The organism is Rhizobium sp. MHM7A, assembly GCF_005862215.1.
Classification (GTDB): Bacteria; Pseudomonadota; Alphaproteobacteria; order Rhizobiales; family Rhizobiaceae; genus Rhizobium; species Rhizobium bangladeshense.
In genome coordinates this window covers 352,395-378,733 of the sequence record NZ_VCHT01000003.1, presented here as the reverse complement: position 1 = coordinate 378,733, position 26,339 = coordinate 352,395, and the positions used below count along the sequence as shown (strand labels likewise).

At 62.3% G+C, this 26,339-nt stretch carries 23 protein-coding genes and 1 pseudogene; 10 read left to right on the top strand and 14 right to left on the bottom strand.

The window, feature by feature from the left end:
* Position 1: 1 nt before the first annotated feature.
* Positions 2 to 1,426 (bottom strand): threonine synthase, encoded by a 1,425-nt coding sequence (gene thrC / locus FFR93_RS14735; protein WP_138393757.1) that lies wholly within the window; start codon positions 1,424 to 1,426, stop codon positions 2 to 4.
* Between the two features lie 263 nt (positions 1,427 to 1,689).
* Between thrC and FFR93_RS14730 the strand changes: the two genes are divergently transcribed.
* Complete coding sequence (locus FFR93_RS14730) at positions 1,690 to 2,337, top strand: hypothetical protein (protein WP_171049194.1); 648 nt, start codon at positions 1,690 to 1,692, stop codon at positions 2,335 to 2,337.
* A gap of 895 nt (positions 2,338 to 3,232) precedes the next feature.
* On the opposite strand, the pseudogene FFR93_RS14725 reads toward FFR93_RS14730, so the two are convergent.
* From FFR93_RS14725 to FFR93_RS14700, 6 genes and pseudogenes are all read right to left on the bottom strand, one after another.
* A pseudogene (locus FFR93_RS14725) lies at positions 3,233 to 3,391 on the bottom strand (HAD family hydrolase); the annotation flags it as partial.
* Between the two features lie 252 nt (positions 3,392 to 3,643).
* Positions 3,644 to 4,228 (bottom strand): hypothetical protein, encoded by a 585-nt coding sequence (locus FFR93_RS14720; RefSeq protein WP_138393756.1) that lies wholly within the window; start codon positions 4,226 to 4,228, stop codon positions 3,644 to 3,646.
* Between the two features lie 424 nt (positions 4,229 to 4,652).
* Positions 4,653 to 5,342, bottom strand: a complete 690-nt coding sequence (locus tag FFR93_RS14715; protein ID WP_064706388.1) for an HAD family hydrolase — start codon at positions 5,340 to 5,342, stop codon at positions 4,653 to 4,655.
* 187 nt (positions 5,343 to 5,529) lie between these two features.
* Entirely contained in the window at positions 5,530 to 5,973 is a 444-nt protein-coding gene (locus FFR93_RS14710) for a hypothetical protein (protein WP_138393755.1), read from the bottom strand.
* Positions 5,974 to 5,982: 9 nt separating this feature from the next.
* Entirely contained in the window at positions 5,983 to 6,327 is a 345-nt protein-coding gene (locus FFR93_RS14705) for a hypothetical protein (RefSeq protein WP_138393754.1), read from the bottom strand.
* A gap of 51 nt (positions 6,328 to 6,378) precedes the next feature.
* Positions 6,379 to 6,849, bottom strand: a complete 471-nt coding sequence (locus FFR93_RS14700) for a hypothetical protein (protein ID WP_138393753.1) — start codon at positions 6,847 to 6,849, stop codon at positions 6,379 to 6,381.
* 319 nt (positions 6,850 to 7,168) lie between these two features.
* Between FFR93_RS14700 and FFR93_RS14695 the strand changes: the two genes are divergently transcribed.
* Entirely contained in the window at positions 7,169 to 8,002 is an 834-nt protein-coding gene (locus FFR93_RS14695; RefSeq protein ID WP_064694100.1) for a DUF2971 domain-containing protein, read from the top strand.
* 98 nt (positions 8,003 to 8,100) lie between these two features.
* Here FFR93_RS14695 and FFR93_RS14690 read toward each other — a convergent pair whose 3' ends face one another.
* Positions 8,101 to 8,787, bottom strand: a complete 687-nt coding sequence (locus tag FFR93_RS14690) for a metalloregulator ArsR/SmtB family transcription factor (RefSeq protein WP_138393752.1) — start codon at positions 8,785 to 8,787, stop codon at positions 8,101 to 8,103.
* Positions 8,788 to 8,856: 69 nt separating this feature from the next.
* Between FFR93_RS14690 and FFR93_RS14685 the strand changes: the two genes are divergently transcribed.
* From FFR93_RS14685 to FFR93_RS14675, 3 genes are all read left to right on the top strand, one after another.
* Positions 8,857 to 9,186 (top strand): NIPSNAP family protein, encoded by a 330-nt coding sequence (locus FFR93_RS14685; RefSeq protein WP_064706393.1) that lies wholly within the window; start codon positions 8,857 to 8,859, stop codon positions 9,184 to 9,186.
* The gene (locus FFR93_RS14680; RefSeq protein ID WP_064706394.1) at positions 9,183 to 9,533 is read left to right on the top strand and encodes an antibiotic biosynthesis monooxygenase; all 351 of its coding nucleotides are present in this window, start codon (positions 9,183 to 9,185) and stop codon (positions 9,531 to 9,533) included. Before FFR93_RS14685 ends, FFR93_RS14680 begins: the two co-directional genes overlap by 4 nt.
* Before the next feature lie 120 nt (positions 9,534 to 9,653).
* Positions 9,654 to 10,784: a site-specific DNA-methyltransferase gene (locus FFR93_RS14675; protein WP_064710935.1), complete on the top strand. Its 1,131-nt coding sequence runs from the start codon at positions 9,654 to 9,656 to the stop codon at positions 10,782 to 10,784.
* Positions 10,785 to 10,999: 215 nt separating this feature from the next.
* Here the strand turns inward: FFR93_RS14675 and FFR93_RS14670 are convergent, their stop codons facing one another.
* Genes FFR93_RS14670 through mutY form a run of 3 tightly spaced genes read right to left on the bottom strand, consistent with a single transcriptional unit; the run spans position 11,000 to position 13,078 of the window.
* Entirely contained in the window at positions 11,000 to 11,365 is a 366-nt protein-coding gene (locus FFR93_RS14670) for a nuclear transport factor 2 family protein (RefSeq protein WP_064706396.1), read from the bottom strand.
* A gap of 4 nt (positions 11,366 to 11,369) precedes the next feature.
* Positions 11,370 to 11,984 carry an HAD family phosphatase gene (locus tag FFR93_RS14665; RefSeq protein WP_064706397.1) on the bottom strand — a complete coding sequence of 205 codons (615 nt, stop codon included), beginning with the start codon at positions 11,982 to 11,984 and terminating at the stop codon, positions 11,370 to 11,372.
* A 2-nt stretch (positions 11,985 to 11,986) separates the two neighbouring features.
* Positions 11,987 to 13,078 carry an A/G-specific adenine glycosylase gene (gene mutY / locus FFR93_RS14660; RefSeq protein WP_138393751.1) on the bottom strand — a complete coding sequence of 364 codons (1,092 nt, stop codon included), beginning with the start codon at positions 13,076 to 13,078 and terminating at the stop codon, positions 11,987 to 11,989.
* A gap of 96 nt (positions 13,079 to 13,174) precedes the next feature.
* Here mutY and FFR93_RS14655 point away from each other — a divergent pair, with 96 nt between their 5' ends.
* From FFR93_RS14655 to FFR93_RS14635, 4 genes are all read left to right on the top strand, one after another.
* Positions 13,175 to 13,663 carry a DUF721 domain-containing protein gene (locus FFR93_RS14655; protein ID WP_138393750.1) on the top strand — a complete coding sequence of 163 codons (489 nt, stop codon included), beginning with the start codon at positions 13,175 to 13,177 and terminating at the stop codon, positions 13,661 to 13,663.
* A gap of 308 nt (positions 13,664 to 13,971) precedes the next feature.
* Entirely contained in the window at positions 13,972 to 14,196 is a 225-nt protein-coding gene (locus FFR93_RS14650; RefSeq protein ID WP_138393749.1) for a DUF6290 family protein, read from the top strand.
* Between the two features lie 403 nt (positions 14,197 to 14,599).
* On the top strand, positions 14,600 to 15,376 hold the full coding sequence (locus FFR93_RS14640) for a DsbA family protein (protein WP_138393748.1): 777 nt from the start codon (positions 14,600 to 14,602) through the stop codon (positions 15,374 to 15,376).
* A gap of 108 nt (positions 15,377 to 15,484) precedes the next feature.
* On the top strand, positions 15,485 to 18,946 hold the full coding sequence (locus FFR93_RS14635; RefSeq protein WP_138393747.1) for a chromosome segregation SMC family protein: 3,462 nt from the start codon (positions 15,485 to 15,487) through the stop codon (positions 18,944 to 18,946).
* A gap of 1,626 nt (positions 18,947 to 20,572) precedes the next feature.
* On the opposite strand, the gene FFR93_RS14625 is transcribed toward FFR93_RS14635, so the two are convergent.
* Positions 20,573 to 21,223 carry a glutathione S-transferase family protein gene (locus tag FFR93_RS14625; protein WP_138393746.1) on the bottom strand — a complete coding sequence of 217 codons (651 nt, stop codon included), beginning with the start codon at positions 21,221 to 21,223 and terminating at the stop codon, positions 20,573 to 20,575.
* 80 nt (positions 21,224 to 21,303) lie between these two features.
* A complete protein-coding gene (locus FFR93_RS14620; RefSeq protein WP_138393745.1) occupies positions 21,304 to 22,287 on the bottom strand; it encodes a phosphotransferase in 984 nt (327 codons plus the stop codon).
* Between the two features lie 781 nt (positions 22,288 to 23,068).
* Between FFR93_RS14620 and ppdK the strand changes: the two genes are divergently transcribed.
* Positions 23,069 to 25,735 carry a pyruvate, phosphate dikinase gene (gene ppdK, locus FFR93_RS14615; protein WP_138393744.1) on the top strand — a complete coding sequence of 889 codons (2,667 nt, stop codon included), beginning with the start codon at positions 23,069 to 23,071 and terminating at the stop codon, positions 25,733 to 25,735.
* Positions 25,736 to 25,754: 19 nt separating this feature from the next.
* Here ppdK and FFR93_RS14610 read toward each other — a convergent pair whose 3' ends face one another.
* A complete protein-coding gene (locus FFR93_RS14610) occupies positions 25,755 to 26,030 on the bottom strand; it encodes a hypothetical protein (protein ID WP_138393743.1) in 276 nt (91 codons plus the stop codon).
* Positions 26,031 to 26,339: the final 309 nt, after the last annotated feature.

Here is a 26,339-nt window from a genome sequence, read left to right as displayed (position 1 = left end):
GCTATCTTTCTGCGCCTGCCGTCTTCTCGCTGCGGGCGTGATCGCCGATAAAGGTCTCAACGGCTTTCAGCTCCGGGTTGATAATCTGGAAACGCTCCTCCCTTTGCATCAGACCAGCAAGCCACGTCGGAAGCGCCGGGTCAATACCGCAGGCGGATTTTACGGCGGCGGGGAATTTGGCCGGATGGGCGGTCGCAAGCGTCACCATCGGCGTATTCGGCTTCTCTTTCCTGGCCGCGACGAAGACGCCGATCGCCGAATGCGGATCGAGGAGATAACCGGTCTCGGCATGGATTTGGCGGATCGTCTCGGCCACCTGCCTTTCGCTCGCGCGCCCGGCGCGGAAGTCGCGGCGGATGGCCTTCAAAGCCTCGGGAGCGATCTCGAAGCCGTTGGATTGCTTGAGGCTCTCCATCGCCGCGCGCACCTTAGAGGCGTCGCGCCCATAGGCTTCGAACAGCAGCCGCTCGAAATTCGACGAGATCTGGATGTCCATCGACGGCGAGGTCGTCGCCTTGACGGCCTTCATGTCATAGCGGCCGGTCTTCAGCGTCCGCGCCAGGATGTCGTTCTCATTGGTGGCGATGACAAGCCGGTCAATCGGCAGGCCCATGCGCTTGGCGCAGTAGCCGGCGAAGATGTCGCCGAAATTGCCCGTGGGCACCGTGAACGAGATCTTCCGGTCGGGTGCGCCCAGCGCCACCGCCGCCGTGAAATAATAGACGATCTGGGCCATGATGCGCGCCCAGTTGATCGAATTGACGCCCGACAAATTCACCTTGTCGCGAAACGCCGCGTCGTTGAACATCGCCTTTACAAGGTTCTGGCAGTCGTCGAAATTGCCCTCGACGGCAAGCGCATGCACATTGGACGCGGTCGAGGTAGTCATCTGCCGTTGCTGCACCGGCGAGACCTTGCCGTGTGGGAAAAGGATGAAGATATCGGTGCGCTCGCGCCCGGCAAAGGCGTCGATCGCCGCCCCGCCGGTATCGCCCGAGGTGGCGCCGACGATCGTCGCCCGCTCGCCACGCTTTTCCAGCGCATAGTCCATCAGCCGGGCGAGCAGCTGCATCGCCACGTCCTTGAAGGCGAGCGTCGTGCCGTGGAAGAGCTCCATGACGAAGCTGTTCGGTCCGGTCTGGACGAGCGGCGCGATCGCCGGATGGCGGAAGGTGCCGTAGGCCTCGTCGATCATCGCCCTGAAGGTGTCCTTAGGGATTTCGCCGTTGGTGAAGGGCGACAGGATGGTGAAGGCGACCTCCTGATAGGTCTTTCCCCTGAGCGCGCGGATCTCTTTCTTCGAGAACTGCGGCCATTGGCGGGGAACGTAGAGCCCGCCGTCGCGCGCCAGGCCCGTCAGCAGGGCGTCGCAAAAGCCGAGGGAAGGGGCCTCGCCGCGGGTCGAGATATAGTCCACGTTCGTCATCCTTGATCTATCGCTGAAAGAAATCCGGCCGGGTGCAGCCGGCGCCTGCTCTGCGGGAAACCGAGAAGGTGCGGCCCTGCGGACATACGATCGCCGTTATCTTGTTGAAGTTGCCCGCATCCGGCGGCGAAAAGTGCATCAAAACGGCGCGTACCCAATCGATTTTTGTTTGAGCCGCTGATATAGACCATCGCAAACCGTCGTGAAAGGCCTCACGCAAAAGACATGGGGCCTCCAAGAAACGCTTGTGCAAGGGGTGGAATATCGTGCTCGGCAAGGTCTCGCGTCTCATCGTCTCCGCTTCTCTTGTCGCCCTGCTCGCCGGCTGCAATTCGCTCGGCATAGGCGGCGACAGCAAACCGGAGGCTGCGCCCGCCCAGCCGAACGGCAACGCCCAGATCATGCCGCTCGCACCCGCCAACCCCTCGTCCAACAATCCGTCGATCGGCACGGCCACGACCGCGCAGGGCACGACCGCCCCGGTCGTCCAGGGCGCCTGCCCGCAGATCTTCATGCGTGACCAGGATGCGATCTTCCGCACCTATGCCAAGGGCAAGAAGGACGATCCGCAGCAGATCGTCGTCCAGGCCTCCTTCGGCGATTACACCCGCCAGTGCATGCTGAACGACACGAACCTGACGATGACTGTCGTCGCCCAGCTGCGCCTGATCACCGGCCCGGCCGGCGCTCCCGGCCCGGTGACGCTGCCGATCCGCGTCAGCGTCGTCGACGGCGAGAATGTGCTTTACTCCGAGGTCACCAAGTTCCCGACCGAAATCCCGCCGGGCACGCCGGGCACGCAGGTCATCTTCCGCAAGGAAGGCATCAAGATGCCGGTCGGCGCCGGCGCCCTGGTGCGCGTCAACATCGGCTTCGATACCCAGCCGGCCAAGAGCAAGAAGAGTAGCTAACCTATTCCCTCCTGCGTCATGCTGACGGCAGTGCGTTTGGCAACAAAGAAAATCCCAAACTCCGTCATCCCAGGGCTTGACCCCGGGATCCACGACCCACACGCCGCTTCGCTAATGTCCCTACGGGTGCCATCGCTCTTCACGCCGTGCCAGCCGCATGGATTCCAGGGGCAAGCCCTGGAATGACGGAGGAGAGGTGGTGCCTGGATGCATAAGCCCGCCAGCGTGGAGGAGAGGTGGTGCCGGGACCATCTGCTCGGCGGCCGCGATGAAGCGACGCCAGATCCGGCGCCCACAAGCTTCGGCGAAAGCGACGTTTCACAAGCTGCTTCGGCGGTGCGTTTGGCAACAAAGCCAACCACACACTCCGTCATCCCAGGGCTTGACCCTGGGATCCACGACCCACACGCCGCTCCGCTAATGTCCCTATGGGTGCCATCGCTCCTCACGCAGCGCGAGCCGCATGGATCCCAGGGTCAAGCCCTGGGATGACGGAGGAGAGGTGGTGCCTGGATGCATACGCCCGCCAGCGTGGAGGAGAGGTGTTCCGAGACGCATCGGCTCGGCGGCCGCGATGAAGCGACGTCAGATCCGGCGCCCACAAGCTTCGGCGAAAACGACGTCTCACAAGCTGCTTCGGCGGTGCGTTTGGCAACAAAGCCAACCACACACTCCGTCATCCCAGGGCTTGACCCTGGGATCCACGACCCGGCACTCGGCTTCAATAATTTTCCTGCAGCTGCACTCCATCGCTCCTCACGCAGCGCGAGCCGCATGGATCCCAGGGTCAAGCCCTGGGATGACGGAGGAGAGGCGGTGCCGGGAGGCATACGCCCGTCGGCGTGGAGGAGAGGTGGTGCCGAGACCCATCGGGCTCAGCAGTCGCGCAATAGACCTAAAACACGCCTTCCCATGCCGCAAGCGCAGCAACCACGCCCGGCAGATCGTTCATGCGCGAGATCACCGTTTCGGCGCCCGCATCGGTCAGTTTGTCGGCATGGGCGGGGTAGCTGCGCGAGGCGCCGGTGAAGCCGATGACGCTCATGCCGCGCGAACTATCCGCATGAAACCGGCAAGCTGCTCAGTGCCCTGCAAGGCTGCTGCAAATTTTCACCATTGTTTCTTCCGTGCAGCATCGAGGGAAACGCATATTTCGGTATGGCAGGATATGATGGACAGCAGACGCGAAAGGCGAGAGTTACATCCGCGGCGATCGGCCATCCCGGAATATGAGGAGTGCGTGCGCGATACAGCCGATACGAATGGGTAGAGCAACGAATGAGCCTGCGACTGTCGGCGCGGACGCCTAATGAACGGCCGGCGCCTTGGGCAAACAGTGAAATCGCGCTTGCGCGGCAGCGATAATGATCTGCGTATCTTCGGAAAAATCATCGAATTCGATAGCACATGGTTCTGCCAGTATTTGCCTGAGGTCTAAAGTATTGATCAGGCTCAATCGGGCAGATAAGCGATCCGGGTCGTGCTCAGTCATCATGATTTCCAGCAACCTGCAGCCGATCACATCATCTTGAAATTTTTCCAAATATACATCGGCCAGATGTATCGCTGCCATTCGGCTATTTTGCCAACCGATGTCCTCGTTGGACATGATCAGGGTGCGCAAGAGATCTTTGTAGTCACCGATAAGGCCCATATATCGGCATAGAACCTTGAGCGCCAATTCGCCATAGACATCGCGTTCCGCGCCATAGAGATATGGTTCGATCAGTCGCGCGTCAGATGGCTCGCCGCATAGGCCGACGACGTACATTGCGGAACCAATATTTCCTTTCGCGGCAGAAAGCATATCTCTGGCGTATTGGATCTCAGGCGCAGTTACTTCCCCCGGCTGTACTCCTTGCGCGCGATTGCGGATGTCAGCGATATCCAAAAACGTCCCCCTTTGATTTGGCCGCGGCTCTTCAACTCTGGCCGAGATTTCTCCCGATCAGGTCACGAACTCTTCGGTTCAATCAGCGCAGCGGTAACTCGTCCTTGCTGAAACATAGCCGATGGCGCTGGCTCCTTCGAAGAATATCGCTGATGCCAGAGTTGCTCGCGAGAAGTCGGATGTTTTGACATTGCAATGGGAAAAACCGCATCTTCCAGGCTGCCTTCCCTATAGCTGGCAATAAAGTGATATCCAGTGAAGCGCCACGCAGATCAGCATGGCCGAAATCGTAAATGCCGTGGTCGCGATCCAAGTCCGGAGAAAGCGTTCTCCCGCCGCTTAACTCAAAAGGGCTTTCTGGGATTTGACGTCGCGGCTCATATCGGCAGGTAAAACAGCAAATGCCTGTCGCCGGTCAATAGACCTAGAACACGCCTTCCCAGGCCGCAAGCGCAGCAACCACGCCCGGCAGGTCGTTCATGCGTGAGATCACCGTTTCGGCGCCGGCATCCGTCAGTTTATCGGCATGGGCGGGGTAGCTGTGCGAGGCGCCGGTGAAGCCGATGACGCGCATGCCGGCGGCGCGGGCGGCGTGCACGCCGTGCACGGAATCCTCGACGACGACCGTCTGGTCGGGAGAGACGCCCATGCGGCTTGCGCCGTGGAGGAAGATATCCGGCTTCGGTTTGACGCGGTCGGCGCCGAGATCCTTGGCGGAGAAGATGTTGGGCGCAAAGAGCGGCTTCAGGCCGACCTTGCCCAGCATCATGTCGAGCCGCTTCGTGCTCGAATTCGAGCATATGCAGCGCTTCATCGGCAGTCTGGAGACGGCGAATTCGACGCCCGGGATCGCCTTGACGTCGTTCGCCAGCCTCATGTCGAGCAGCTTCTCGGATTTTTCGAGCAGGGAGGCCGAAAGCGGGATGCTGGCCTCGCGTTCGACCTGCAGCAGGATATTGTGCCAGGTCATGCCGGCGAAACGCTCGCCCATCTCCTCGACGCCGATCGGGTATCCGGCCTCCGTCAGAAGCGCGGATTCGACTTCGGCCGCGATAATTTCGGAATCGACGAGAACACCGTCGCAATCAAAGATGATGAGATCGAAGCCGTCCATATGTTCACGCCTTGCTGGAAATCTGACTTGTCCGGGGATACTGGGGCTTTACACGATGGCCGGGCAAAGCTCAACCTGATCTGAAGCATGGCTGCGATGCGGCAGGCGACCGGCTCCGTACTCGCTGCCGATGATGATGCTGGAGGGGCAGGGCTCGTCGAGGTTCAAGGCGGCGAGCCCCAGGCAACTATTGTTCCGGCAGAATGATCTTCTGAGTGGTGGTGCTTTTCACCGGCTTTTCGCCCGGAACATGCGACATTGTACGGGTCGTGCTGTCGAGCGAGCCGCCGTCGGTGCTGGTCTTGGTGCGGGACTTGCTGAACGTTCCCTGGTCGACCGCCTGCGCCTTGGTCTGCGCCTTCAGCTTGTCGCCACTGTCGTTGATGTGCGTCTTGCTTTGCGCCTTGCCGTCGGTGGTGGCCGCACTGCCGCCCGATCCGATCGAGGATGTCGTGCCGCCGTCTGTCTGGCAGGCGCCTGCCGTTCCGGCCGAGCTGGCGGATGTGCCGCCGGCCGAAGCGCTTCCAGCCGTTCCTACGGTTCCGGCCGCATTGCATTCCTCTGCAAGGACCGCCGGGCTCGAGGCGACGAGCGCGATCGCGGCGGCTGCGATAAGATTGATTGGTTTCATTGCCATCTCCTATTTGTTCGGCTTGGTGATGGAACAGGTTCCATCGGAGCGCTTCGTGATGACGGTGCCGTCCGGCCGGGTGATGCTTGCGGTGGAAAAACTGTCGACGCTGCCCGAACCGGCCGAGGAGCCGGCGGAGGCGGATGACGAAGAAGAGCTGCTCGAGCCGCCAGTGGTCGTTGTCGACGAGGACACCTGACCGTTGCCCGCAGTCACCGTGGTCGATGTGTCCCCCGCCTGCGACTGGACGATGGTGCATGTCGTTCCGTCGTCGAGCTTGATCTCTTCGGCCATTGTCGAGCCGGCGATCATGGCGAGCGAAGCCGTCAGTGCGATTGTGGAAAACCGGGTCATGGGTTTATCTCCAAGGGGTTTGGCCGGCGCCCTTAAGGCGCCGGCCCTGGATCATTTGCAATCCTCGGTGCCGGCGGCGTCCTTCTTGACCTGGCCGGGCGCGCAGCCCTTCTTGCCCTGGTTGTCATGCGAGGTGCCTGCCGCACTGCTGCCGGTGCCGACGGTGCTGCCGGTCTTGTCTCCGTCCGCAGACGAAGCCCCGGTTCCGACGCTCGAGGCCGAATTGGCATCGCCCGAACCTGCTGCCGAGCCGCCGGTGCCGACCGTGCTGCTGGAGGTGCCGCCGCCAGCCGACGAGCCGCCGGTAGCGGTCGTCGAGGACGTGCCTGAATTGCAGGTGGTCGTGCCGTCCGGGCAGGTGCCGCCGGCAGAGCTGCCACCAGTACCGACCGTGCTGCTCGCAGTTCCGCCGCCGGCCGACGAACCGCCGGTGCCGACCGTGCTCGATGACTGGGCGAAGCCGGACGCCGCCGTACCGGCCAGAAGGGCCGCCGCCAATGCGAGATGTGTTACTTTCATCATAGGGTATTCCTCCGATTGTTTGTCAGTCGCCGCCACATCTGCAATGGATGGACGACTGTTTGACGAACGACAGTCACTGCAGGCTGTTCCTGATCTAGGCACTCAGTCGGATCGGGTCCGACCTTTGTCTGAGTTGACGGCCACGTGATCGCGAGGCCTTCGGGCGCCCAGCTCATGGCGAGCGCGAACTATCGGTGACTGGCGGCAAGGCGCGGCTTAGGCAAAACATGCACACACCATCTGAAAGCGTTGGCTTCATTGTTTATTCCTACCGATTGCAATAGAGCGATAATCTCTCCGAGCAAAAGCGGGATCACTGATGTCCATCTTTTCTGATCATTTTGGCAAAGTTCCTGCCCAAGTTTACGCGCAGACGCCGCTCATGTGTCATTACACGAGCCACTTCGGAGCAGCAGGAATTATCGGCTCGCAAAGCATCTGGGCGACCAACGTGAAATTTCTGAATGACGTCTCGGAGCTCACCCACGGGATTCAGATATTCAAGCGAGAATTTGAAAACAGAGCCGCTAAGGAGACCGGAGGCCTAAAAGACTGCCTCAATCTGATTGCCGAGCGGTTCGGAAGGTGGGGGAACGTATACCTATACAGCTGCTCCTTCACCGAGAATGCGGATCAGCTGAGCCAATGGCGTGGGTACAATCAAGGGCAGGGTGTTGCGTTATGTTTCGACTTCCATCATCTGGCGAGCGCTGGACGTCAATGGGAATTTGGACTGGCAAGGTGCGTTTACGATCTCGATGAGAAGCGCGAGATTGCCTTGAAGTTTATCGATGAAATCGTCCGGGATGGTCCTCCTAACCTCGACAAAATGACCGAGGCATTGCGGCTAGCCGCGCTATTTAAAGATCCATCCTTTCATGAAGAGTCTGAGTGGAGGATGATATCGACCGTTGTCGATATTGTTAGCGATAGGGTTAAGTTTCACGCTGCCAGATCTTTAATGGTGCCCCACTTTGAGGTCGGGCTGTTGATCAATGACGAGCAACCGGGCGATATCGGATTGCGGGAAGTCGTCGTTGGTCCGGGAGCGCCGTTCGATCTAACACTGACATCGTTTCACATGATGACGCAAAAGAACAACTTGCCGACGTTGTCTTATAAGGAATCTATTATCCCGTATAGAGCGCTTTAGGTTGACGCGTTCCAAAGTTGCGCTCCGCACCTTACTGCAGAAGCGAGCAATTGCGAGCCGACGAATACCACGATACTTCGCTGTACATTTCTGCTGCTTTAGGCCTCGACGGGAAACAGCCTTAGAAACTGCCGGTCGCCTTCCGGCGAAAAGAGGATGGAGCGGCTTTCGGCGGTGCGCCGAGCCCAGCCCTTGTCGAGGAAGCTTGACAGCAGCGCCTTGCCGAGGCTGCCGGCAAGATGGGCGCGCCTTTCGCTCCAGTCGAGGCAGGAGCGGCAGAGCGGGCGGCGCGAGGATCTGAGATTGCCGACGTCGATGCCGATGCGGGCGAGATCGCTCTCGCCCTTTTGCGTCAGTGCCAGACCCTCTCCGACCGCCTCGATCGCGCCTGAGGCAATCAGGCTGTCGAGCATGCGCACGCCGTAATCGCCGGCCAGATGATCGTAGCAGATGCGCGCCTTGCGCAGCGCCGGTTCCTTTGGACCGGGCCGGTGACGCAGATGCCCGCGTCCGGCGGCAAAGCCCATCATGCTTTCGATCAGCCGGGCGACCGCCTCGTCGGCCAGCGTGAAATAGCGGTGGCGCCCTTGCTTGCGCTGGGTCAGCAGGCCGCCGGCTTCGAGCTTGGCGAGATGGGTGCTTGCCGTCTGCAGCGTGATGCCGCCGACGCCGGCAAGCTCGGTCGCCGTCAGCGCCCGGCCGCCGGTCAGCGCCGCCAGCATGTTGGCCCGCGCCGGATCGCCGATCAGCGCGCCGATCTGGGCTATGTCTGGTCCTTCCTTCATACTTCGATCGTAACCGAAGCATCGCCGTCCGGCAATGTGCGAAAACCGGGAAGCACAAAGGAGAACCCGATGATCACCTGCTTCATCCGTTATCAGATCGACCCCTTCAAGAAGGAGGCGTTTGCCGAATATGCCCGCAACTGGGGCCAGGCGATACCGAGGAATGGCGCCGACCTGATCGGCTATTTCGCCCCGCATGAGGGCTCGGCGACGACGGCCTACGGCGTCTATAACATCGAAAGCCTCGCCGCCTACGAATCCTATCGCGCCAGGCTGGCCGCCGATCCGCTCGGCCGCGAGAATTACGAATTCGCCCGTCGCGAACGCTTCATCCTGAAGGAGGATCGCATCTTCCTGAAAAACGTCTCCGCTCCCCACGCCAAGCTGGTCCTGCCATGATCGCCGTGATCTTCGAAGTCGTGCCCTATATGGGAGAACGCCACAAATATCTCGATCTCGCCGGCGAATTGCGCGCCGAGCTCGAAACGATCGATGGTTTCATCTCGATCGAGCGTTTCGAAAGCCTGACCAACCGCGGCAAGCTGCTGTCATTGTCCTTCTTCCGCGACGAGGCGGCGGTCAAGGAATGGCGCAACCGCGAGGCCCACCGGGCCGCCCAGCAGGCCGGTCGCGGCGGCGTCTTCGCCGATTATCGGCTGCGGATCGCCAGTGTCGTGCGCGATTACGGCATGTTCGAACGCGACGAGGCGCCGGCCGACAGCCGCAGGGTTCATGACGCAGCATGATGAGGGAAGGGGTGCCTGCCACAATAAATTCCCGAAATCGGCCAGCGCTTCAGGCTTTGGTAACTAAGTTGGGTAACCATAACGGAGAGTTAAGCGTAAAGCGTATGAGTGAGTATCAGAATGGCGTCAGTTTTTCCGCTTGCCGACCTCAAGGCTTCCGTCAAGGCGGACTCCTGGGTTGACACGATCATCAAGGGCGACTGCGTGAGCGCCCTTGAAGCCCTGCCCAACCACTCCGTCGACGTGATCTTCGCCGACCCGCCGTATAATCTCCAGCTCGGCGGAACGCTCCATCGTCCCGACCAGTCGCTGGTCGATGCCGTCGATGACGAATGGGATCAGTTCGCCTCCTTCGAAGCCTATGACGCCTTCACCCGCGCCTGGCTGCTCGCCTGCCGGCGCGTCCTGAAGCCGACCGGCTCGATCTGGGTGATCGGTTCCTATCACAATATCTTTCGCGTCGGTGCCACGCTGCAGGATCTGAATTTCTGGATCCTCAACGACATCATCTGGCGCAAGACCAACCCGATGCCGAATTTCAAGGGCCGCCGCTTCCAGAACGCCCATGAGACGATGATCTGGGCGAGCCCCAACGCCAAGGCCAAGGGTTATACCTTCAACTACGATGCGATGAAGGCGGCCAATGACGATGTGCAGATGCGCTCCGACTGGCTCTTCCCGATCTGCAACGGCAACGAGCGGCTGAAGGGCGAGGACGGCAAGAAGGTGCATCCGACCCAGAAGCCGGAAGCGCTGCTTGCCCGTGTCATCATGGCCTCGACCAAGCCCGGCGATATCGTGCTCGATCCCTTCTTCGGCTCGGGTACGACGGGTGCGGTGGCCAAGCGCCTTGGCCGCCACTTCGTCGGCATCGAGCGCGAGCAGGATTATATCGATGCGGCCGCAGCCCGTATCGCCGCCGTCGAGCCGCTCGGCAAGGCGGAACTGACCGTCATGACCGGCAAGAAGGCCGAAGTCCGCGTCGCCTTCAACGTGCTTGTTGAAAGCGGCTTGATCAAGCCCGGCCAGGTGCTGACCGATGCCAAACGCCGCTACAGCGCCATTGTGCGCGCTGACGGCACCGTCGCCTCAGGCGGCGAAGCCGGCTCCATTCATCGTCTCGGCGCCAGGGTGCAAGGGCTCGATGCATGCAACGGATGGACCTTCTGGCACTTCGAAGACGGGCAGTCCCTGCGCCCGATCGACGAGCTCAGGTCCGTCATCCGCAGTGATCTGGCAAAGGTGGACTGAGCTGCACCATAGATCCGGATGATTTTAGGCCAGATTGGCCTAAAATCTGAATCTAAGTCAGAAAAATAGACATGATGTCGTCCGAAAACCGCTTACACTTTTCGGCATCATGCTCTGGGGATCGAAATACCTTCTTCCGGTTTCCTCCAGTTGCGGAAGAAGGCCAAGGCGCCCGGGGTTCGAGCCTCGGGCGTCTTCTATTTGAGCATCACCGGTCAAAACGACTTGTAGTCGGTGACTTCGACGCGGGTGATGCGGCCGTTTTCATTGAAGGTGATCGTCTCCTCGCCCTCGCGCACCAGCGGCTTGCCGGTCCGGCTGTGGGTGGCGCTGAGCGACCAGACGGCACGGCCGGACAGCGGCGTCAGCCGCTCCACCAGCGAATTTTCTGCGGTCTGATCGGGATAGTCGTCGAAATAACGCCGGAAGGCGGCCATGATCTCGCTCCGTCCGACAAGGCTGCCGACGCCGTTCGAGACATAGGTCGCGTCCTCGGCGAAATAGCCCTCGATAGCAGGAAAATCCAGCGCGTTGATCGCGGCGTGGAAGCGTTCGATTTCCTCAGCCGGGTCGAAAGCCATGAATCTAGACCTTTAAGCCATAGGCGGCGAGATCGCTGCGCAGTTTATCCGTGCCGGAAAACAGCACCGCATTCCAGCCGAATGCCTTCGCGCCCTCGACATTGGCCGGGGCGTCGTCGATGAAGATCGTAGCGGCGGGATCGAGGCCAAAGCTTTTCGTGTGCGTCTCGTAGATCTCGGGATCGGGCTTTATCAGGCCGACATCGCCGGAAACGGTGACGCCGCGCGGCAGGTTGAGGAAGGGGAAGCGCTGCTGCGCCTCGCGGAAAGTGTCGGAGGCGAAGTTGGTGAGCATCGTCACGTCGCGGCCCTCCTCGATCAGTCCCTCCATGATCGCGACGCTGTCCTCATAGGCGTGCGGCACCATCTCGTGCCAGTATTTACGGAAGGCGCGGATATGCTCCTCGCGCGTCGGATGGGCTTCGATCAGCAGCGCTTCGGCATCCGCCCAGGTGCGGCCGCGGTCCTGCTCGACGTTCCAGTCATGGGTGCAGATATTGGCGAAGAACCAGTTGCGCTCGGCCTCGTCGGGAATAAGGCGGGCGAAGGGAAGATGCGGATCGTAATGAATAAGGACTTTGCCGATGTCGAAAACGATATGCTTTATGTCGGTGGTCATGTTTATGCCCTGGATGTTTTGAACGCGAGAGGAATAGCCGCTGCGATCGCTTTTTTCATGACGGTCGGCAAGGCCTGCGCTTCAAGATTTGTAACCGGCTCCCACCATCCGTCATTGGTGTCGAGCGCGCGAGCGATCGCCGCCCGCCATATCGACAGCCTCAGCTCGAAATGGGTGAAGACATGGGTGACGGTGCCGCTGGCCTGCCACGCCGCGTCGAAGGGCGCGGCCGTGACTGATGTTTCGCCGTCGAGCCGGGACGTCCAGGCGGTCGTCGGCACTTCGGTCATGCCGCCGAGCAGGCCGCTTTCGCCACGCCGCCTGAGCAGGATCTCGCCCTCGGCGGTCACCGCGATAAAGGCCGCGCCATGGCGCACCGGCTTTTCCTTCTTCGCCGCCTTGACCGGAAAGAGCTCGGGATCGGAAAGCTTCAGAGCCTGACAGGTACCGCGGAACGGACAGAGGGAACAGGCCGGCCGTTTCGGCGTGCAGATCGTCGCCCCAAGATCCATCATCGCCTGGGCGAAATCGCCGGGGCGCGCAGCCGGGGTCATCAGCGCCACCTTTTCCTTCATCAGCGGCTTGGCGCCCGGAAGCGGCGCTTCGATCGCATAAAGCCGGGAGATCACACGCTCGACATTGCCGTCCATGACCGCCGCCTGCCGGTTGAAGGCGATGGCCGCGACGGCGGCTGCCGTATAATCGCCGATGCCGGGCAGCGATTTCAGTCCCTCCTCGGTGTCGGGAAAGACGCCGCCATGCTCCGTCGCCACCGCTTCGGCGCATTTCTTCAGGTTGCGGGCGCGGGCGTAATAGCCGAGCCCCGCCCAGGCGGCCATCACCTCGTCGTTTTCGGCCGCAGCAAGATCAGTGACTTCAGGCCAGCGCTGAAGGAATTTTTCGAAATAGGGTTTGACCGCCTGCACCGTCGTCTGCTGCAGCATCACCTCGGACAGCCAGACGCGATAGGGGTCGGCGTGCACGCCACGCGCCGCCATGCCCGGTGACACGCGCCAGGGCAGGTCGCGATGGTGGCGGTCGTACCAGTCGAGGAGGGGCTTTGCCGAGGGCGTGTCGAGTGTCGTGGTCGTCATGATTTGCCGCAATGGGGGGAAGGCCCTATACTTGGCGAAGCAATGGCGTTCGATCAAGTCGACTATGAGAATTGGCGGCGGCGCCGAAGGGTTTCGATGAGTTATCCACGCAAAGATGTGAAGCAGATTTCCGAGCTGGCGAATGGGCTGATCGATCCCGTCCTGGCGCGCCGTGCCGGCATCAATACGGCGCTGCTCGGCTCCTGGAGCGAAATCGCCGGCGAGGATTTCGCTGATTGCACCCGCCCGGAAAAGATCGCCTGGGCCCGCGGCGGCGATGACGGCAGCTTCCGCCCCGGCGTGCTGACGATCGCCTGCGAAGGCGCGCGCGCGCTTTTCCTCACCCATGCCCAGGGCGAACTCATCCAGCGCATCAACAGCTTCTTCGGCTTTGCCGCCGTCCACCAGATTCGCATCGTCCAGAAGCCGGTCTCCCAGGCCGTGCGCCGCTCCCGCCCGCCCGCGCCGCTGAAGGGCGAGGCCGCCCGCAAGCTCGAAGGCATGATGGAGGGGATCGAGGGCGACAAGCTGCGGCAGGCGATTGAGCGACTGGGCACGGCGGTGATGGGTAAGCGGGCGCGCTAGAGTGGGGTTCTGCCGATCCATGTGGCTCCGTCAGCTGAAGCCATGGATCCCAGGCTCAAGGCCTGGGATGACGGAGAATGAGGAAGCCGATCGGCAAGAGGCGCCAACCCCGTCTATCCCTTGGGCCGTGCTTGCAGAGGCCTACCCAGCCCTCCGTCATGCTCGGGCTTGACCCGAGCATCCATGCACAAGCGCTCTGCTCATATGATTGCGCGCAGCTTCTCAAATATGAATGGATGTCCAAGCGGCTATTAGTGGCCAGGCGCTTCAGATACTATACGTGTATAGCAGGCGACAGGAGAAAAATTATGTTGGCCTTGCGATTGTCACCTGAAATCGAAGCACGGCTCGATGAGCTTGCCAGGCGTACGGGCCGCAGCAAGAGCTTCTATGCACGTCAAGCCATTCTCGAGCATCTCGATGATCTCGAAGATATATATCTCGCCGAAAAGCGCCTGGAAGAGCTTCGTCTGGGCGAGAGCGAGACCGTGTCACTGGCCGAGCTGATGACGCGTCATGGCATGGAGAATTGAGTTTCACCGGGCAGCTGAGCGTGAGCTTGAGAAGCTTGAACATGAGGCGGCTCGCCCAATACTCCGGTTTCTCAACGATCGCGTGGCGAGCCTGGACGATCCACGATCCATTGGAGAGGCGCTAAAGGGTCTGAACTCGGGGATTTCTGGAAATATCGCGTTGGCGACTATCGAGTGATCGCAAGCATCGACGACGGGGCCGTTCGTATCGTCGTTGCGCGGGTCGGCAACCGCCGTGACGTCTACCGATGAAATCCGCAAGCAGACAGCTCGCAATTTTTGGTCTAGTCGTCTTCCCGCGGTCACAATTCTTTGAAGGAAGTTGCTGATCAGTGCCTTGTGAGCGGCCCCCAGCCGTTATATCGCACAGTCACGCCGTCACTCTCATACTTATGGGGAACCCATGCAGATGTCCGAAATGCAACTGACGAAACGCCGCCTCCTCGGCGGGATCGCCATCGCCGCAGCTGCCGCAGCGCTTGCCGCCTGCAACGACAGCAAGGACGCTGCCGATGCATCGTCTTCCGGCAAGACCATGGCCGACGGCACCGATGTCGACACCATCAAGACGGCGGCCACCTCGGCGACCGAGATGCCGCAGGCCGACGGCGACGTCGACATGGCCGAGGTGCTGAAGCCCGGCGCGCTGCCTGAGATGGCGCTTGGCAAGGCCGACGCTCCGGTCAAGATCGTCGAATATATGTCGATGACCTGCCCGCATTGCGCCCATTTCCACAACACCACCTTCGACACGATCAAGCAGAAGTACATCGATACCGGCAAGGTGCAGTTCATCATCCGGGAATTCCCCTTCGATCCGCGTGCGGCCGCCGCCTTCATGCTCGCCCGCTGCAGTTCCTCCAATCCGGAGCAGTTGAGCACACCGGAACAGTATTTCCCGATGGTCTCAATGCTCTTCAAGCAGCAGCAGGTCTGGGCTGCCGCCGAAGATGGCCGCGCGGCACTGCTGCAGATGTCGAAGCTTGCCGGATTTACTGAGGATAGCTTCACGAAATGCTTGACGAACCAGAAGCTTCTGGATGAAGTGAACGCCACGCGGGAAAGGGGATCGAAGGATTTCGGCGTCGACGCCACGCCAACGTTCCTCATCAATGGCAAGCGCTATTCTGGAGACATGCCGGTTGACACCATGTCGAAGCTCATCGACAGCCTCATCTGAACCGGATCGTTCGACCACAACGGGCGACGGCGAAAGCCGTGCGCCCGTTTCCTTGTCGCTGCGTAGGGAATCCTCTGTCGGCTCTGACCCGCGCCGCGGAGCTTCCGCATGAAGTTCAACAAGCTGCGCCTCGTCGGCTTCAAATCCTTCGTCGAGCCGACGGAATTCATCATCGAACGGGGGCTGACCGGCGTCGTCGGCCCGAACGGCTGCGGCAAGTCCAACCTCGTTGAGGCGCTGCGTTGGGTGATGGGCGAGAATTCCTACAAGAACATGCGCGCCTCCGGCATGGACGACGTGATCTTTTCCGGTTCGGGAAACCGCCCGGCCCGCAACACCGCCGAGGTGGCGCTCTATCTCGACAATGGCGAGCGCACCGCTCCTGCCGCCTTCAACGACAGCGACGAAATCCAGGTCACCCGCCGCATCGAGCGCGAGCAGGGCTCGCTCTATCGCATCAACGGCAAGGAAAGCCGCGCCAAGGACGTGCAGCTGCTGTTTGCCGATGCTTCCACCGGTGCGCGCTCGCCCTCGATGGTCGGCCAGGGCCGCATCGGCGAGCTGATCCAGGCAAAGCCGCAGGCTCGCCGCCAGCTGTTGGAAGAGGCGGCCGGCATTTCGGGCCTGCACTCGCGTCGCCACGAGGCCGAGCTGCGCCTGCGCGCCGCCGAAACCAATCTCGAGCGCCTCGACGACGTCACCTCGCAGCTCGAAAGCCAGATCGAAAGCCTGAAGCGCCAGGCCCGCCAGGCCAATCGCTTCAAGACTCTGTCGGCCGATATTCGCGCCCGCGAGGCGATGCTTCTGCATATCCGCTGGGTGCAGGCCAAGGAGGCCGAGGCCGAGGCCGACAGCGCCCTCAATCAGGCGACATCAATCGTCGCCGAAAAGGCGCAAGCGCAGATGGAGGCGGCCAAGCAGCAGGGCATCGCCAGCCTTAAGCTGCCGGAACTGCGCGAGGGCGAGGCCCGCGCCGCCGCCGCCCTGCAGCGTCTGCAGATCGCCAGAAGCCAGCTGGAGGAGGATGCCGGCCGCATCCTGCGCCGCCGCGACGAGCTCACCCGTCGTCTTGCCCAGCTTGCCGAGGACATCCGCCGCGAGGAGCGGCTGGTGGCCGATAATGCCGTCATCCTCGCCAAGCTCGACGCCGAAGAGGCCGAGATTTCGGAAATCCTCGCCGATTCCGGCCGCCATGCCGAGGAAACCCGCGAGGCTTTCGAGGCTGCCGCCGCAAAGCTCGCCGACAGCGAACGCGTCTTCACCCAGCTGACGGCCGAGCGCGCCGAGGCGGCCGCCGGCCGCAGCCAGCTGGAGCGCGCCATCCGCGATCTCGCTGACCGCCGCATGCGCCTTGAGCGCCAGATGGAAGAGGCGAGCGGGGAATTGTCAGCCATCGGCGAGAAGATATCAGAACTGGCCGATCCCGAGGAGAAACGGGCGATCGTCGAAGCTGGCGAAATCGCGCTTGCCGATGCCGATGCCGCTGTCCAGACGGTCGAACAGGCGCTGGCCTCAGCCCGCCAGGCCGAGGCATTGTCGCGCGCCCCGGTTGATCAGGCCCGCGCCGGCCTGAATGCGCTGGAAACCGAAGCCCGCACCATTTCCCGCATGCTTGCCGCCGGCGCGGCGGCCGGCAAGTTTCCGCCAGTTGCCGAGGAGCTGAAGGTCGATCGCGGCTTCGAGACGGCGCTCGGTGCAGCACTCGGCGACGATCTGGAATCGCCGCTCGATGCCGAGGCGCCGGCCCACTGGTCGGACAATGGCGACGGCGCCGGCGATCCCGCGCTGCCCGAAGGCGTCACGCCGCTCATAACCCATATCAGCGCGCCCGCCGCACTGACCCGCCGCCTGCGCCAGATCGGCCTGGTCGGCGAGGGCGACGCGCGATCGCTGATGGCGGCGCTGAAGCCCGGCCAGCGTCTGGTGACGAGGGAGGGCGCCGTCTATCGCTGGGACGGCCATGTCACCGGCGCCGATGCCCCGAGCGCCGCGGCATTGCGCCTTGCCCAGAAGAACCGCCTGGCCGAACTCGAAAGCGAAGCGGCAATTGCCCGCGACGTGCTTGCCGAAGCCGAGGAGCGGCAGGCCGCCGCCGCCGATGCCATCCGCATCGAGGAGCGCAGGCTTTCGGAAGCCCGCGACATGAGCCGGCTCTCGGCGCGTCATCTCGGCGAAGCGCGCGAGGCGCTGGCTGCGGCCGAGCGGGCCTCCGGCGACCTCATCCGCCGCCGCGACGTCGTCAGCGAGGCCGCCAGTCAGCTGGGCGCGCAGCTGGAGGAGATCGGCATTCAGGAAGAAAATGCCCGCATCGAGCTGGAAGACGCGCCCGATCTGACGGAGATCGACGAGCGGCTGCGCTTCCAGCAGGCGGAAGTGGCGACTGATCGCGGCGCGCTTGCCGAGGCCCGTGCCCGCCATGAAAGCCTCGCCAGGGAGAATGACGCTCGCCAGCGCCGCCTCGTCGCGATCGGCCAGGAGCGCGAGGCCTGGCGCCAGCGGGCGGCAAGCGGCGAGGATCATGTCGCGACCCTGCGCGAGCGCGAGGAGGAGGCGCGCGAAGAGGCGGCCGAACTCGAAATGGCGCCCGACGAATTCGACGACAAGCGACGCGCTCTGCTCAGCGAGTTACAGAAGGCCGAGGAGACACGGCGCAATGCCGGCGATCTGCTCGCAGAAGCCGAACGCATCCAGCGCGAGGCCGACCACAAGGCGGCAACCGCGCTTTCCGAGCTTGCCGAATACCGCGAACGCCGCGGCCGCGCCGAGGAGCGCCTCGTCTCCGCCCGCGAACGGCGGCAGGAAAGCGAAAGCCGCATCCGTGAAGCGCTGAAAGTGCAGCCGCACGAAGCGCTGCCGCTAGCCGGGCTGCAGCCGATGCAGGCGCTTTCCGATCCGCGCGAGGTCGAGCGCGAGCTGGAGCGGCTGAAGATGGAACGCGAACGGCTTGGGGCCGTCAACCTGCGCGCCGATGAGGAGCAGAAGGAGCTGAGCGAAAGGCTGGAAGCCCTGATCAAGGAGCGCGACGACGTCATCGACGCGATCCGCAAGCTGCGCGGCGCCATTCAGAGTTTGAATCGCGAGGGCCGTGAGCGCCTGGTCGCCGCCTTCGACGTCGTCAACGGCCAGTTCCAGCGGCTGTTCACCCATCTGTTCGGCGGCGGCACCGCCGAGCTGCAGCTGATCGAATCCGACGATCCTCTGGAAGCCGGCCTCGAAATCCTGGCGCGGCCGCCGGGCAAGAAGCCGCAGACCATGACGCTGCTGTCAGGCGGCGAACAGGCGCTGACGGCGATGGCGCTGATCTTTGCCGTCTTCCTCACCAATCCGGCGCCGATCTGCGTGCTCGACGAGGTGGACGCGCCGCTCGACGACCACAATGTCGAGCGCTACTGCAACCTGATGGACGAAATGGCGGCCTCCACCGAAACCCGCTTCGTCATCATCACCCACAATCCGATCACCATGGCCCGCATGAACCGCCTCTTCGGCGTCACCATGGCCGAGCAGGGCGTCTCCACCCTCGTCTCCGTCGACCTGCAGACGGCCGAGCGCCTGCGCGAGATTGCCTGAGGTCATCCGCGCGAGCGATCACCACACCCTCCGTCTTCCTCGGGCTTGACCCGAGGATCCATACGGCATCCGCCAGCGCTGGCCGTGGATCCCAGGCTAAAGGCCTGGGATGACGGAGATGGAGGGGACGGAGCGGCAGGAGACGCGCACCGGCAGGAGGCTAGCAAGTAACCGGAGGCGCGACCGGCAGGAGGCCACGGACAGAGGGCGCCGCCGAATTCGTATTTGCCGATCCGTCGCTGTTTTGCTGCGGCTGTCACCCCACCCTCGTCTTCCTCGGGCTTGACCCGAGGATCCATGCGGCATCCACCAGCGCCAGCCCGTGGATCCCAGGCTCAAGGCCTGGGATGACGGAGATGGGGGAACGGAGCGGCAGGAGGCGCGACCGGCAGGAGGCCACGGACGGACTGGGGCGCCAGCGAATTCGTATCTGGCAGTCCGTCGCTGTTTTGCCGCGGCTGTCACCCCACCCTCCGTCTTCCTCGGGCTTGACCCGAGGATCCATGCGGCATCCACAGAGCCAGGCCGTGGATACCAGGCTCAAGGCCTGGCATGACTCCAAGCGGCACCCGCTAGAGCGCGTCCGTTGAACGCGGAATCAGGTTGAGGGTTTCCTTACAGGCCAAAACTCTGATTCCATCGCTCCGACTGGTGATTAGGTCGGAGTTAAAATGACCCGAGCTTTCAGTGAGGTCGTGTCTGGGCAGCCACTTGAGCTTCCTTCTTTCATGGTCACAACCGCATAGGGTTTAAACTCTCGTACAGACCATCTTTCATCGTGGTCCTGATAACCTGCCTTTGAAACGCACCAGGTCCATCGGTATTCCACCGTTCCGTGCATCATAAGCGGATATCTGGTATGCCACTCCTTCACCTCAGGAAATGAGGCCCTCCCATCGGTGTCCGTCAACACGACGGCTACCGCGCTGTTGGCACTGGGGATCGCGCGCATGTTGAGCCTCACCTGCGCCCCTTGGATCGGCGTGCCCGTCTCAGATCTCACTGTTAGTGATGCCTCTGGTTGGACGGTCTCATAGACTGGCAAGCCGCATCCCGCCAGCATCAAAACCGCTCCCGACGCAATGCCGCGCGCCATCGTATTGGCCAAAGTTACTGTCACGCACCAACCGCCTGCTTGTGGATATACCAACGCATCTTACGGCGGCTATGGGTGAGCGCCAGACGAATGCCGCTGATTGTAGCTTACCACCCGATTTTTCAATTATTTGCAGTTCTATGTCAAACTTACCTTCCTCAAAGAACGGTTCGACCATCAGTTTGCACCTCATGGCGGTGTGAGAAAGTCCCAAACCGAATGCGGCCGGTCAGAGCCGGAGTGTGCCACCATGGCACCCGCACCCAGACTGATCGAATTTCACATGCCTTCCGTGGAGGTGCATTGCACCTGTTGCAAGCCGCGCGGCAGGTATGGGACCCCGTCAGCCAGGTCGTAACCACATTCGAGCCGAGGAGTGCGCATCCTGCGGAAATGACCCGAGTAAAGTGGACGCGCTCTAGCGCCAGACCGTGGATCCCAGGCTCAAGGCCTGGGATGACGGAGATGGAGGAAACGGAGCGGCAGGAGGCGCGGACCGGGGCTGACACCGGCCCGCTGGTATAAGTTGCTCAGCCCGCCGAGGCCGCCTGGAAAACCGCGAGCTGCGCGGCGAAGGCGCGTTGATAGGCGGGGCGCGCTTCGCCGCGGGCGACATAGGCGGTGAGGCTCGGATATTCGTCCAGGATGGTGGTTGATTTCAGCCGCAGCAGCACCGACACCATCAGCAGGTCGCCGGCGCTGAAGGCGCCGTCGAGCCAGTCGGCATCGCCGAGGTGCCTGGAAAGACTGTCCAACCGTTTGCGGATGCTCTTCTCCAGGGATTGCAGGCGATGCTCGTACCAGGGCTCGTCGCGCTCCAGGATCCTGGCGAGGCTGTGATCGAAGATCGGTGGCTCCACCGTATTGAGCGCGGCAAACATCCAGGCAATCGCCCGCGCCCGGCCGTTGGCATCCCCAGGCAACAGGCCGCCGTGGCGCTCGGCGATATGAAGGACGATGGCGCCGGACTCGAACAGGGTGAGATCGCCTTCCTCAAAGGTCGGGATCTGGCCGAAAGGCTGAAGCGCCAGATGCGCCGGCTGCTTCAAAGCCTCGAAGGAGACAAGGCGAACCTCATAGTGCTGGCCTGCCTCCTCGAGCGCCCAGCGAACCCGCATGTCGCGGGCCAAGCCGCGGCCGCGGTCGGGCGAACGTTCAAAGGCGGTAATGGTGATCGTCATCGCATTCTCCACAGCTTGTCGCCCTGAAGACGTTCGGCCAAAAGGGATCCCGACATTTCCGGCGCCCGTTTCCCTCCAAGTCAGAACAGGCGATCGGCGAAATTTTCAGCTTCCCAAGCATTGAGAAAAGCTGCTTCCCGCGCAATCCAACCGACGGTATTGCTCCCCCATTCGTTGGCGCGGCTCGCATATTCGCCCATGAGCCAGAAGTGGCGGACGATCACGAACCGAAGCGCCGCCTCGAAGTCATGCGGTGTTATCGGCCGGATCGCGCGGTAACCATCGATGAACGCGGTCCACATGGGGGTCAATGACCGGCCGAAGGAGACTTTTGCCCACAGGAAGACCGACAGATCGTAAGCGAGATATCCAGGCCCGCCGTCGTCAAAGTCGAAAAAGACGGCTTCACCTGCGTCGTTGATGCGCGCATTGAAGCCGTGACAGTCGCCGTGACAATAGATCCAGGTCAGATTTTGATACGCTTCGATCGCCCTCGCGGTGCGCGCGGCGATGCTTTCAAGATCACTGAGAACATCCGCGTCTTCGATGAGGCCGCTGTCACGGATTTGCGCGTGGGGGCGATGCAGCAGATGTTCGAGGTCGAGCCGATAGACCGCTCCCTCCGACGAAAAAGTCTGTGCCGCATAATGCATCAGGGCAAGCGTCCTGCCGTTGGCTCGGGCATCCCCGGCGTCTGTCGGGCTCGGATCGCGGCCGGAAACTTCTTGGAAGAGCACACCCTCCCGCGGCCCCTCCGGCGCCTCCCCCTGCACGAAGAGGGCGCCATCGCGGGTGGGGACAGGTGCGGCGACCGGTACGCCTGCGCCCCGGAGATGCGTGAGAAATGCCGTCTCGGTCCTGACGTCGGCTCGACCGCGGCTGCGATGATGCGAAAGCCGGAACACATAGCGCTCGCCGTTGCTGGCGGTGACGAGATAGACATCGTTCAGGCCACGCTGCAGCATGCGGCAGGAAACCGGTCTGGCGAGCGCATAATGCTTATCGATGAACCGCCCGATCGCCTCGATCCTGGGGGTGGAATATTGCGGATCAAAATCGAGCATGCGGATGTCCATGGCCGAATCTCGGGAGCCTTGGCAAGATAAGGCATTCTGCGGCAGCTGCAACGTCTGCTTGTGTATGCTCTTGACGACCCTTGTCATTGCAGTTGCAGATAGCCGCGCAGCGTTTGTTGACCGATGATCCGGCCGGGAGCGGCTCGGGACACGGAACCCGCACAGACCGCATGCAATTTTCCCGCATTCAGCGATAAACACCAAAAAAGGTCGGCTGTCTTGCGGGCCGTACCCCATTTGGATGATGCTCTTTTCTCTGACTTGCATTAGAAGTTGTTTCAACGCAACCTGATCACTTTGCTGAAAAGCGCGTGGTCAACGTTGCGAATTGTAGAATTTGCGATGCGCTTCCTGGGGTAGAGGGCAGAACCTGGAAGCTGTTTGAGCAATCACGGGAAGCGCGAAGCGTCTTCAGAGGGATTGCGGAAAATGAAGGTCGGGGCGGTTGGTGAACCGTCCTGGGTTGAGGGACCCCCCGTCCGGTATTCCTGGCCGGACGGAAACAAGGCTTTGCGGGACAATGTTGCAGTCCCGCAAAGCTTTTTTTATGCGCTCGATTCTGTGGTTCCCGCGCCTCCAGGCCTCACATTTATTGTGCAGCGCAACATTTTGCCGCATTTGTCGATTTTCATTTCAACTCCAAGCCATTAAGCTGGTCACTCGGACTACTGACAATGCCTGCTGAAACTTCCGAAGGCTCCGAGCCGACAGCGAGGTTTGTCAACAGGCTGAGGGATCAAGCTGATCCCGATCTGGTGTTGGGGGGAAGATGACCAAGTGGGTCTATAGGTTCGGCGACGGACAGGCTGAGGGCGGTGCGCGCGACCACGAGATTCTCGGCGGCAAGGGCGCCAATCTCGCCGAAATGTGCGCTCTCGGTCTTCCTGTTCCGCCGGGGCTGACGATCGTCAGCGATGCCTGCAGCACCTATTATAAAAATGGCGGCCATATCGAGGACCGGCTGAAGGCCGAGGTGCGCGACGGCATAGCGGCGATCGAGGCGATCACCGGCCGCCATTTCGGCTCCACCAGCCAGCCGCTGCTGCTTTCTGTGCGCTCCGGCGCCCGCGTCTCCATGCCCGGCATGATGGACACCGTGCTCAATCTCGGCCTCAACGACGAAACCGTGCAGGCGCTCGGTCACGATGCCGGCGACGCGCGGTTTGCCTGGGACAGTTACCGCCGCTTCATCCAGATGTATGCCGATGTCGTCATGGGCCTCGGCAACGACGCCTTCGAGGAAATCCTGGAAGACGAGAAGGCCAAGCTCGGCCATGAACTCGATACCGAGCTCAGCGCCACCGAATGGCAGCATGTCGTTTCCCTCTACAAGAAGCTGATAGAGGAGGAGCTGGGACAGCAATTTCCGCAGGATCCGGAGATCCAGCTCTGGGGCGCGGTCGGCGCGGTCTTTTCCAGCTGGAAGAGCGCGCGCGCCGTCACCTATCGTCAACTGCACAATATTCCCGAGGGCTGGGGCACTGCGGTCAACATCCAGGCCATGGTTTTCGGCAATCTCGGCAATTCCTCGGCGACCGGCGTCGCCTTTACCCGCAACCCCTCGACCGGCGAGAAGGCGCTTTACGGAGAATTCCTCGTCAATGCCCAGGGCGAGGATGTCGTCGCCGGCATCCGCACGCCGCACAGCATCACCGAGGAGGGGCGGCTTTCCTCCGGCTCCGACAAGCCCTCCATGGAAAAGCTGATGCCGGAGGCCTTCCACGAGCTCTCCCGCATATGCACCGAGCTCGAGGTACATTACCGCGACATGCAGGATATCGAATTCACCATCGAGCGCGGCAAGCTCTGGATGCTGCAGACCCGTTCGGGCAAGCGCTCGACCCGCGCGGCGATGAGGATTGCCGTCGACATGGTGGACGAGGGGGTGATCACCGAAGAGGAGGCGGTGCTGCGCATCGAACCTTCGAGCCTCGACCAGCTCTTGCATCCGACGATCGATCCGCGCGTCAACCGCCAGGTGATCGGCACCGGGCTGCCGGCCTCGCCCGGGGCTGCGACCGGCGCCATCGTCTTCACCGCCGAAGAGGCGGTCGAGGCTGAGGCCGAAGGCCGCAAGGTCATTCTGCTCCGGGTCGAAACCAGCCCTGAGGATATTCACGGCATGCATGCCGCCGAAGGCATCCTGACGACGCGCGGCGGCATGACCAGCCATGCGGCGGTGGTCGCCCGCGGCATGGGCATTCCCTGCGTCGTCGGCGCCGGCACCATGCGCATCGATCAACGCAATGAGCGCCTGCTCGGCATCGGCGTGACGCTGAAGAAGGGCGATATCATCACCATCGACGGCTCGGCCGGCCAGGTGCTGAAGGGCGAGGTGCCGATGATCCAGCCGGAACTGTCAGGCGATTTCGGCCGCATCATGGGCTGGGCCGACCGGGCGCGCCGCATGACGGTGCGCACCAATGCCGATACGCCGGCCGATGCGCGCGCTGCCCGCTCCTTCGGCGCCGAGGGCATCGGCCTTTGCCGCACCGAGCACATGTTCTTCGAGGGCGAGCGCATCCATGTCATGCGCGAGATGATTTTGGCCGAGGACGAGCAGGGCAGGCGGCTGGCGCTCGACAAACTGCTGCCGATGCAGCGCTCCGATTTCACCGGCCTCTTCACCGTCATGCATGGCCTGCCGGTGACGATCCGCCTGCTCGATCCGCCGCTGCACGAATTCCTGCCGAAAACCGACGAGGAGGTCGCCGAGGTCGCCTTTGCCATGGGCATGGAGCCGCTTGCGCTGCGCCAGCGCGTCGATGCGCTGCACGAGTTCAACCCGATGCTCGGCCATCGCGGCTGCCGGCTGGCGATCTCCTATCCCGAGATCGTCGAGATGCAGGCCCGCGCCATCTTCGAGGCGGCGGTGGCTGCCGCCCAGGAGACCGGCGCCGCCGTCGTGCCCGAGATCATGGTGCCGCTCGTTGGCCTGCGATCCGAGCTCGATTACGTCAAGGCCTGCATCGACGCCATCGCCGGCAATGTCATGCGCGAGGCCGGCATGAAGATCGATTATCTCGTCGGCACGATGATCGAGCTGCCGCGCGCAGCACTGCGCGCGCATGTGATCGCCGAGGCTGCCGAATTCTTCTCCTTCGGCACCAACGACCTGACGCAGACCACTTTCGGCATCTCGCGCGACGATGCGTCGGCCTTCATTCCCACCTATCAGCGCAAGGGCATCATCGAGCACGATCCCTTCATCTCGCTCGATTTCGACGGGGTGGGGGAACTGATTAGCATCGCCGCCGAACGCGGCCGGCGCACCCGCAACGACATGAAGCTCGGCATCTGCGGCGAACATGGCGGCGATCCGGCTTCGATCCGCTTCTGCGAAACGATCGGCCTCGACTACGTCTCCTGCTCGCCCTTCCGCGTGCCGATCGCAAGGCTTGCGGCGGCGCAGGCGGTGATTGCGGGAAGCAGGTAAAGACCGGGCAGCACGGCCCTCAGTGACGATACCGCCAGCGATCGCGGTAGACATAGGGCCCGTTCAGATCCCAGGCCATGCGGTTCATCATTTCGGCACTCTCAGCCCGCGATTCGGCGCGGCGGTCGAGATCGATGCGCTGCAGGCAGGTGGCGAACCCATCCGTGCCGCGGCGGAAACCATAGCTGAGACACTGCCGCTCATCCGCCGCCCGCCGCTCCTCCGGCGTCATCGTCTGGCAGGCCGACAGACCGACGATGGTGGCGAGGAGGGTGATGAGGATGGGGATGCGCATCGGCTTGGTCCTTGGCATGATTGCGCTGAGGAAATGCCATTCGGCTGACCCCGTCAAGTGACAGACCTCTCGTCCCTTGCGAGAAGGCCTAGGCCGTAACCTGACTGGTATCGCTAGCGGATGGCTTGCCTGAGGCGTCCAGCCGTGAATGGTTTCTCCTGCACATCCCACTCTCCGTCATGCTCGGCCTTGAGCTGCCTTGCGATCCAGCCCCGGCATGCGGCCTCAATCAATCTTCCCGCAGTGCCAGCCGCATGGATCCCAGGGTCAAGCCCTGGGATGACGGAGGAGAGGTGGTGCCGCGACCCA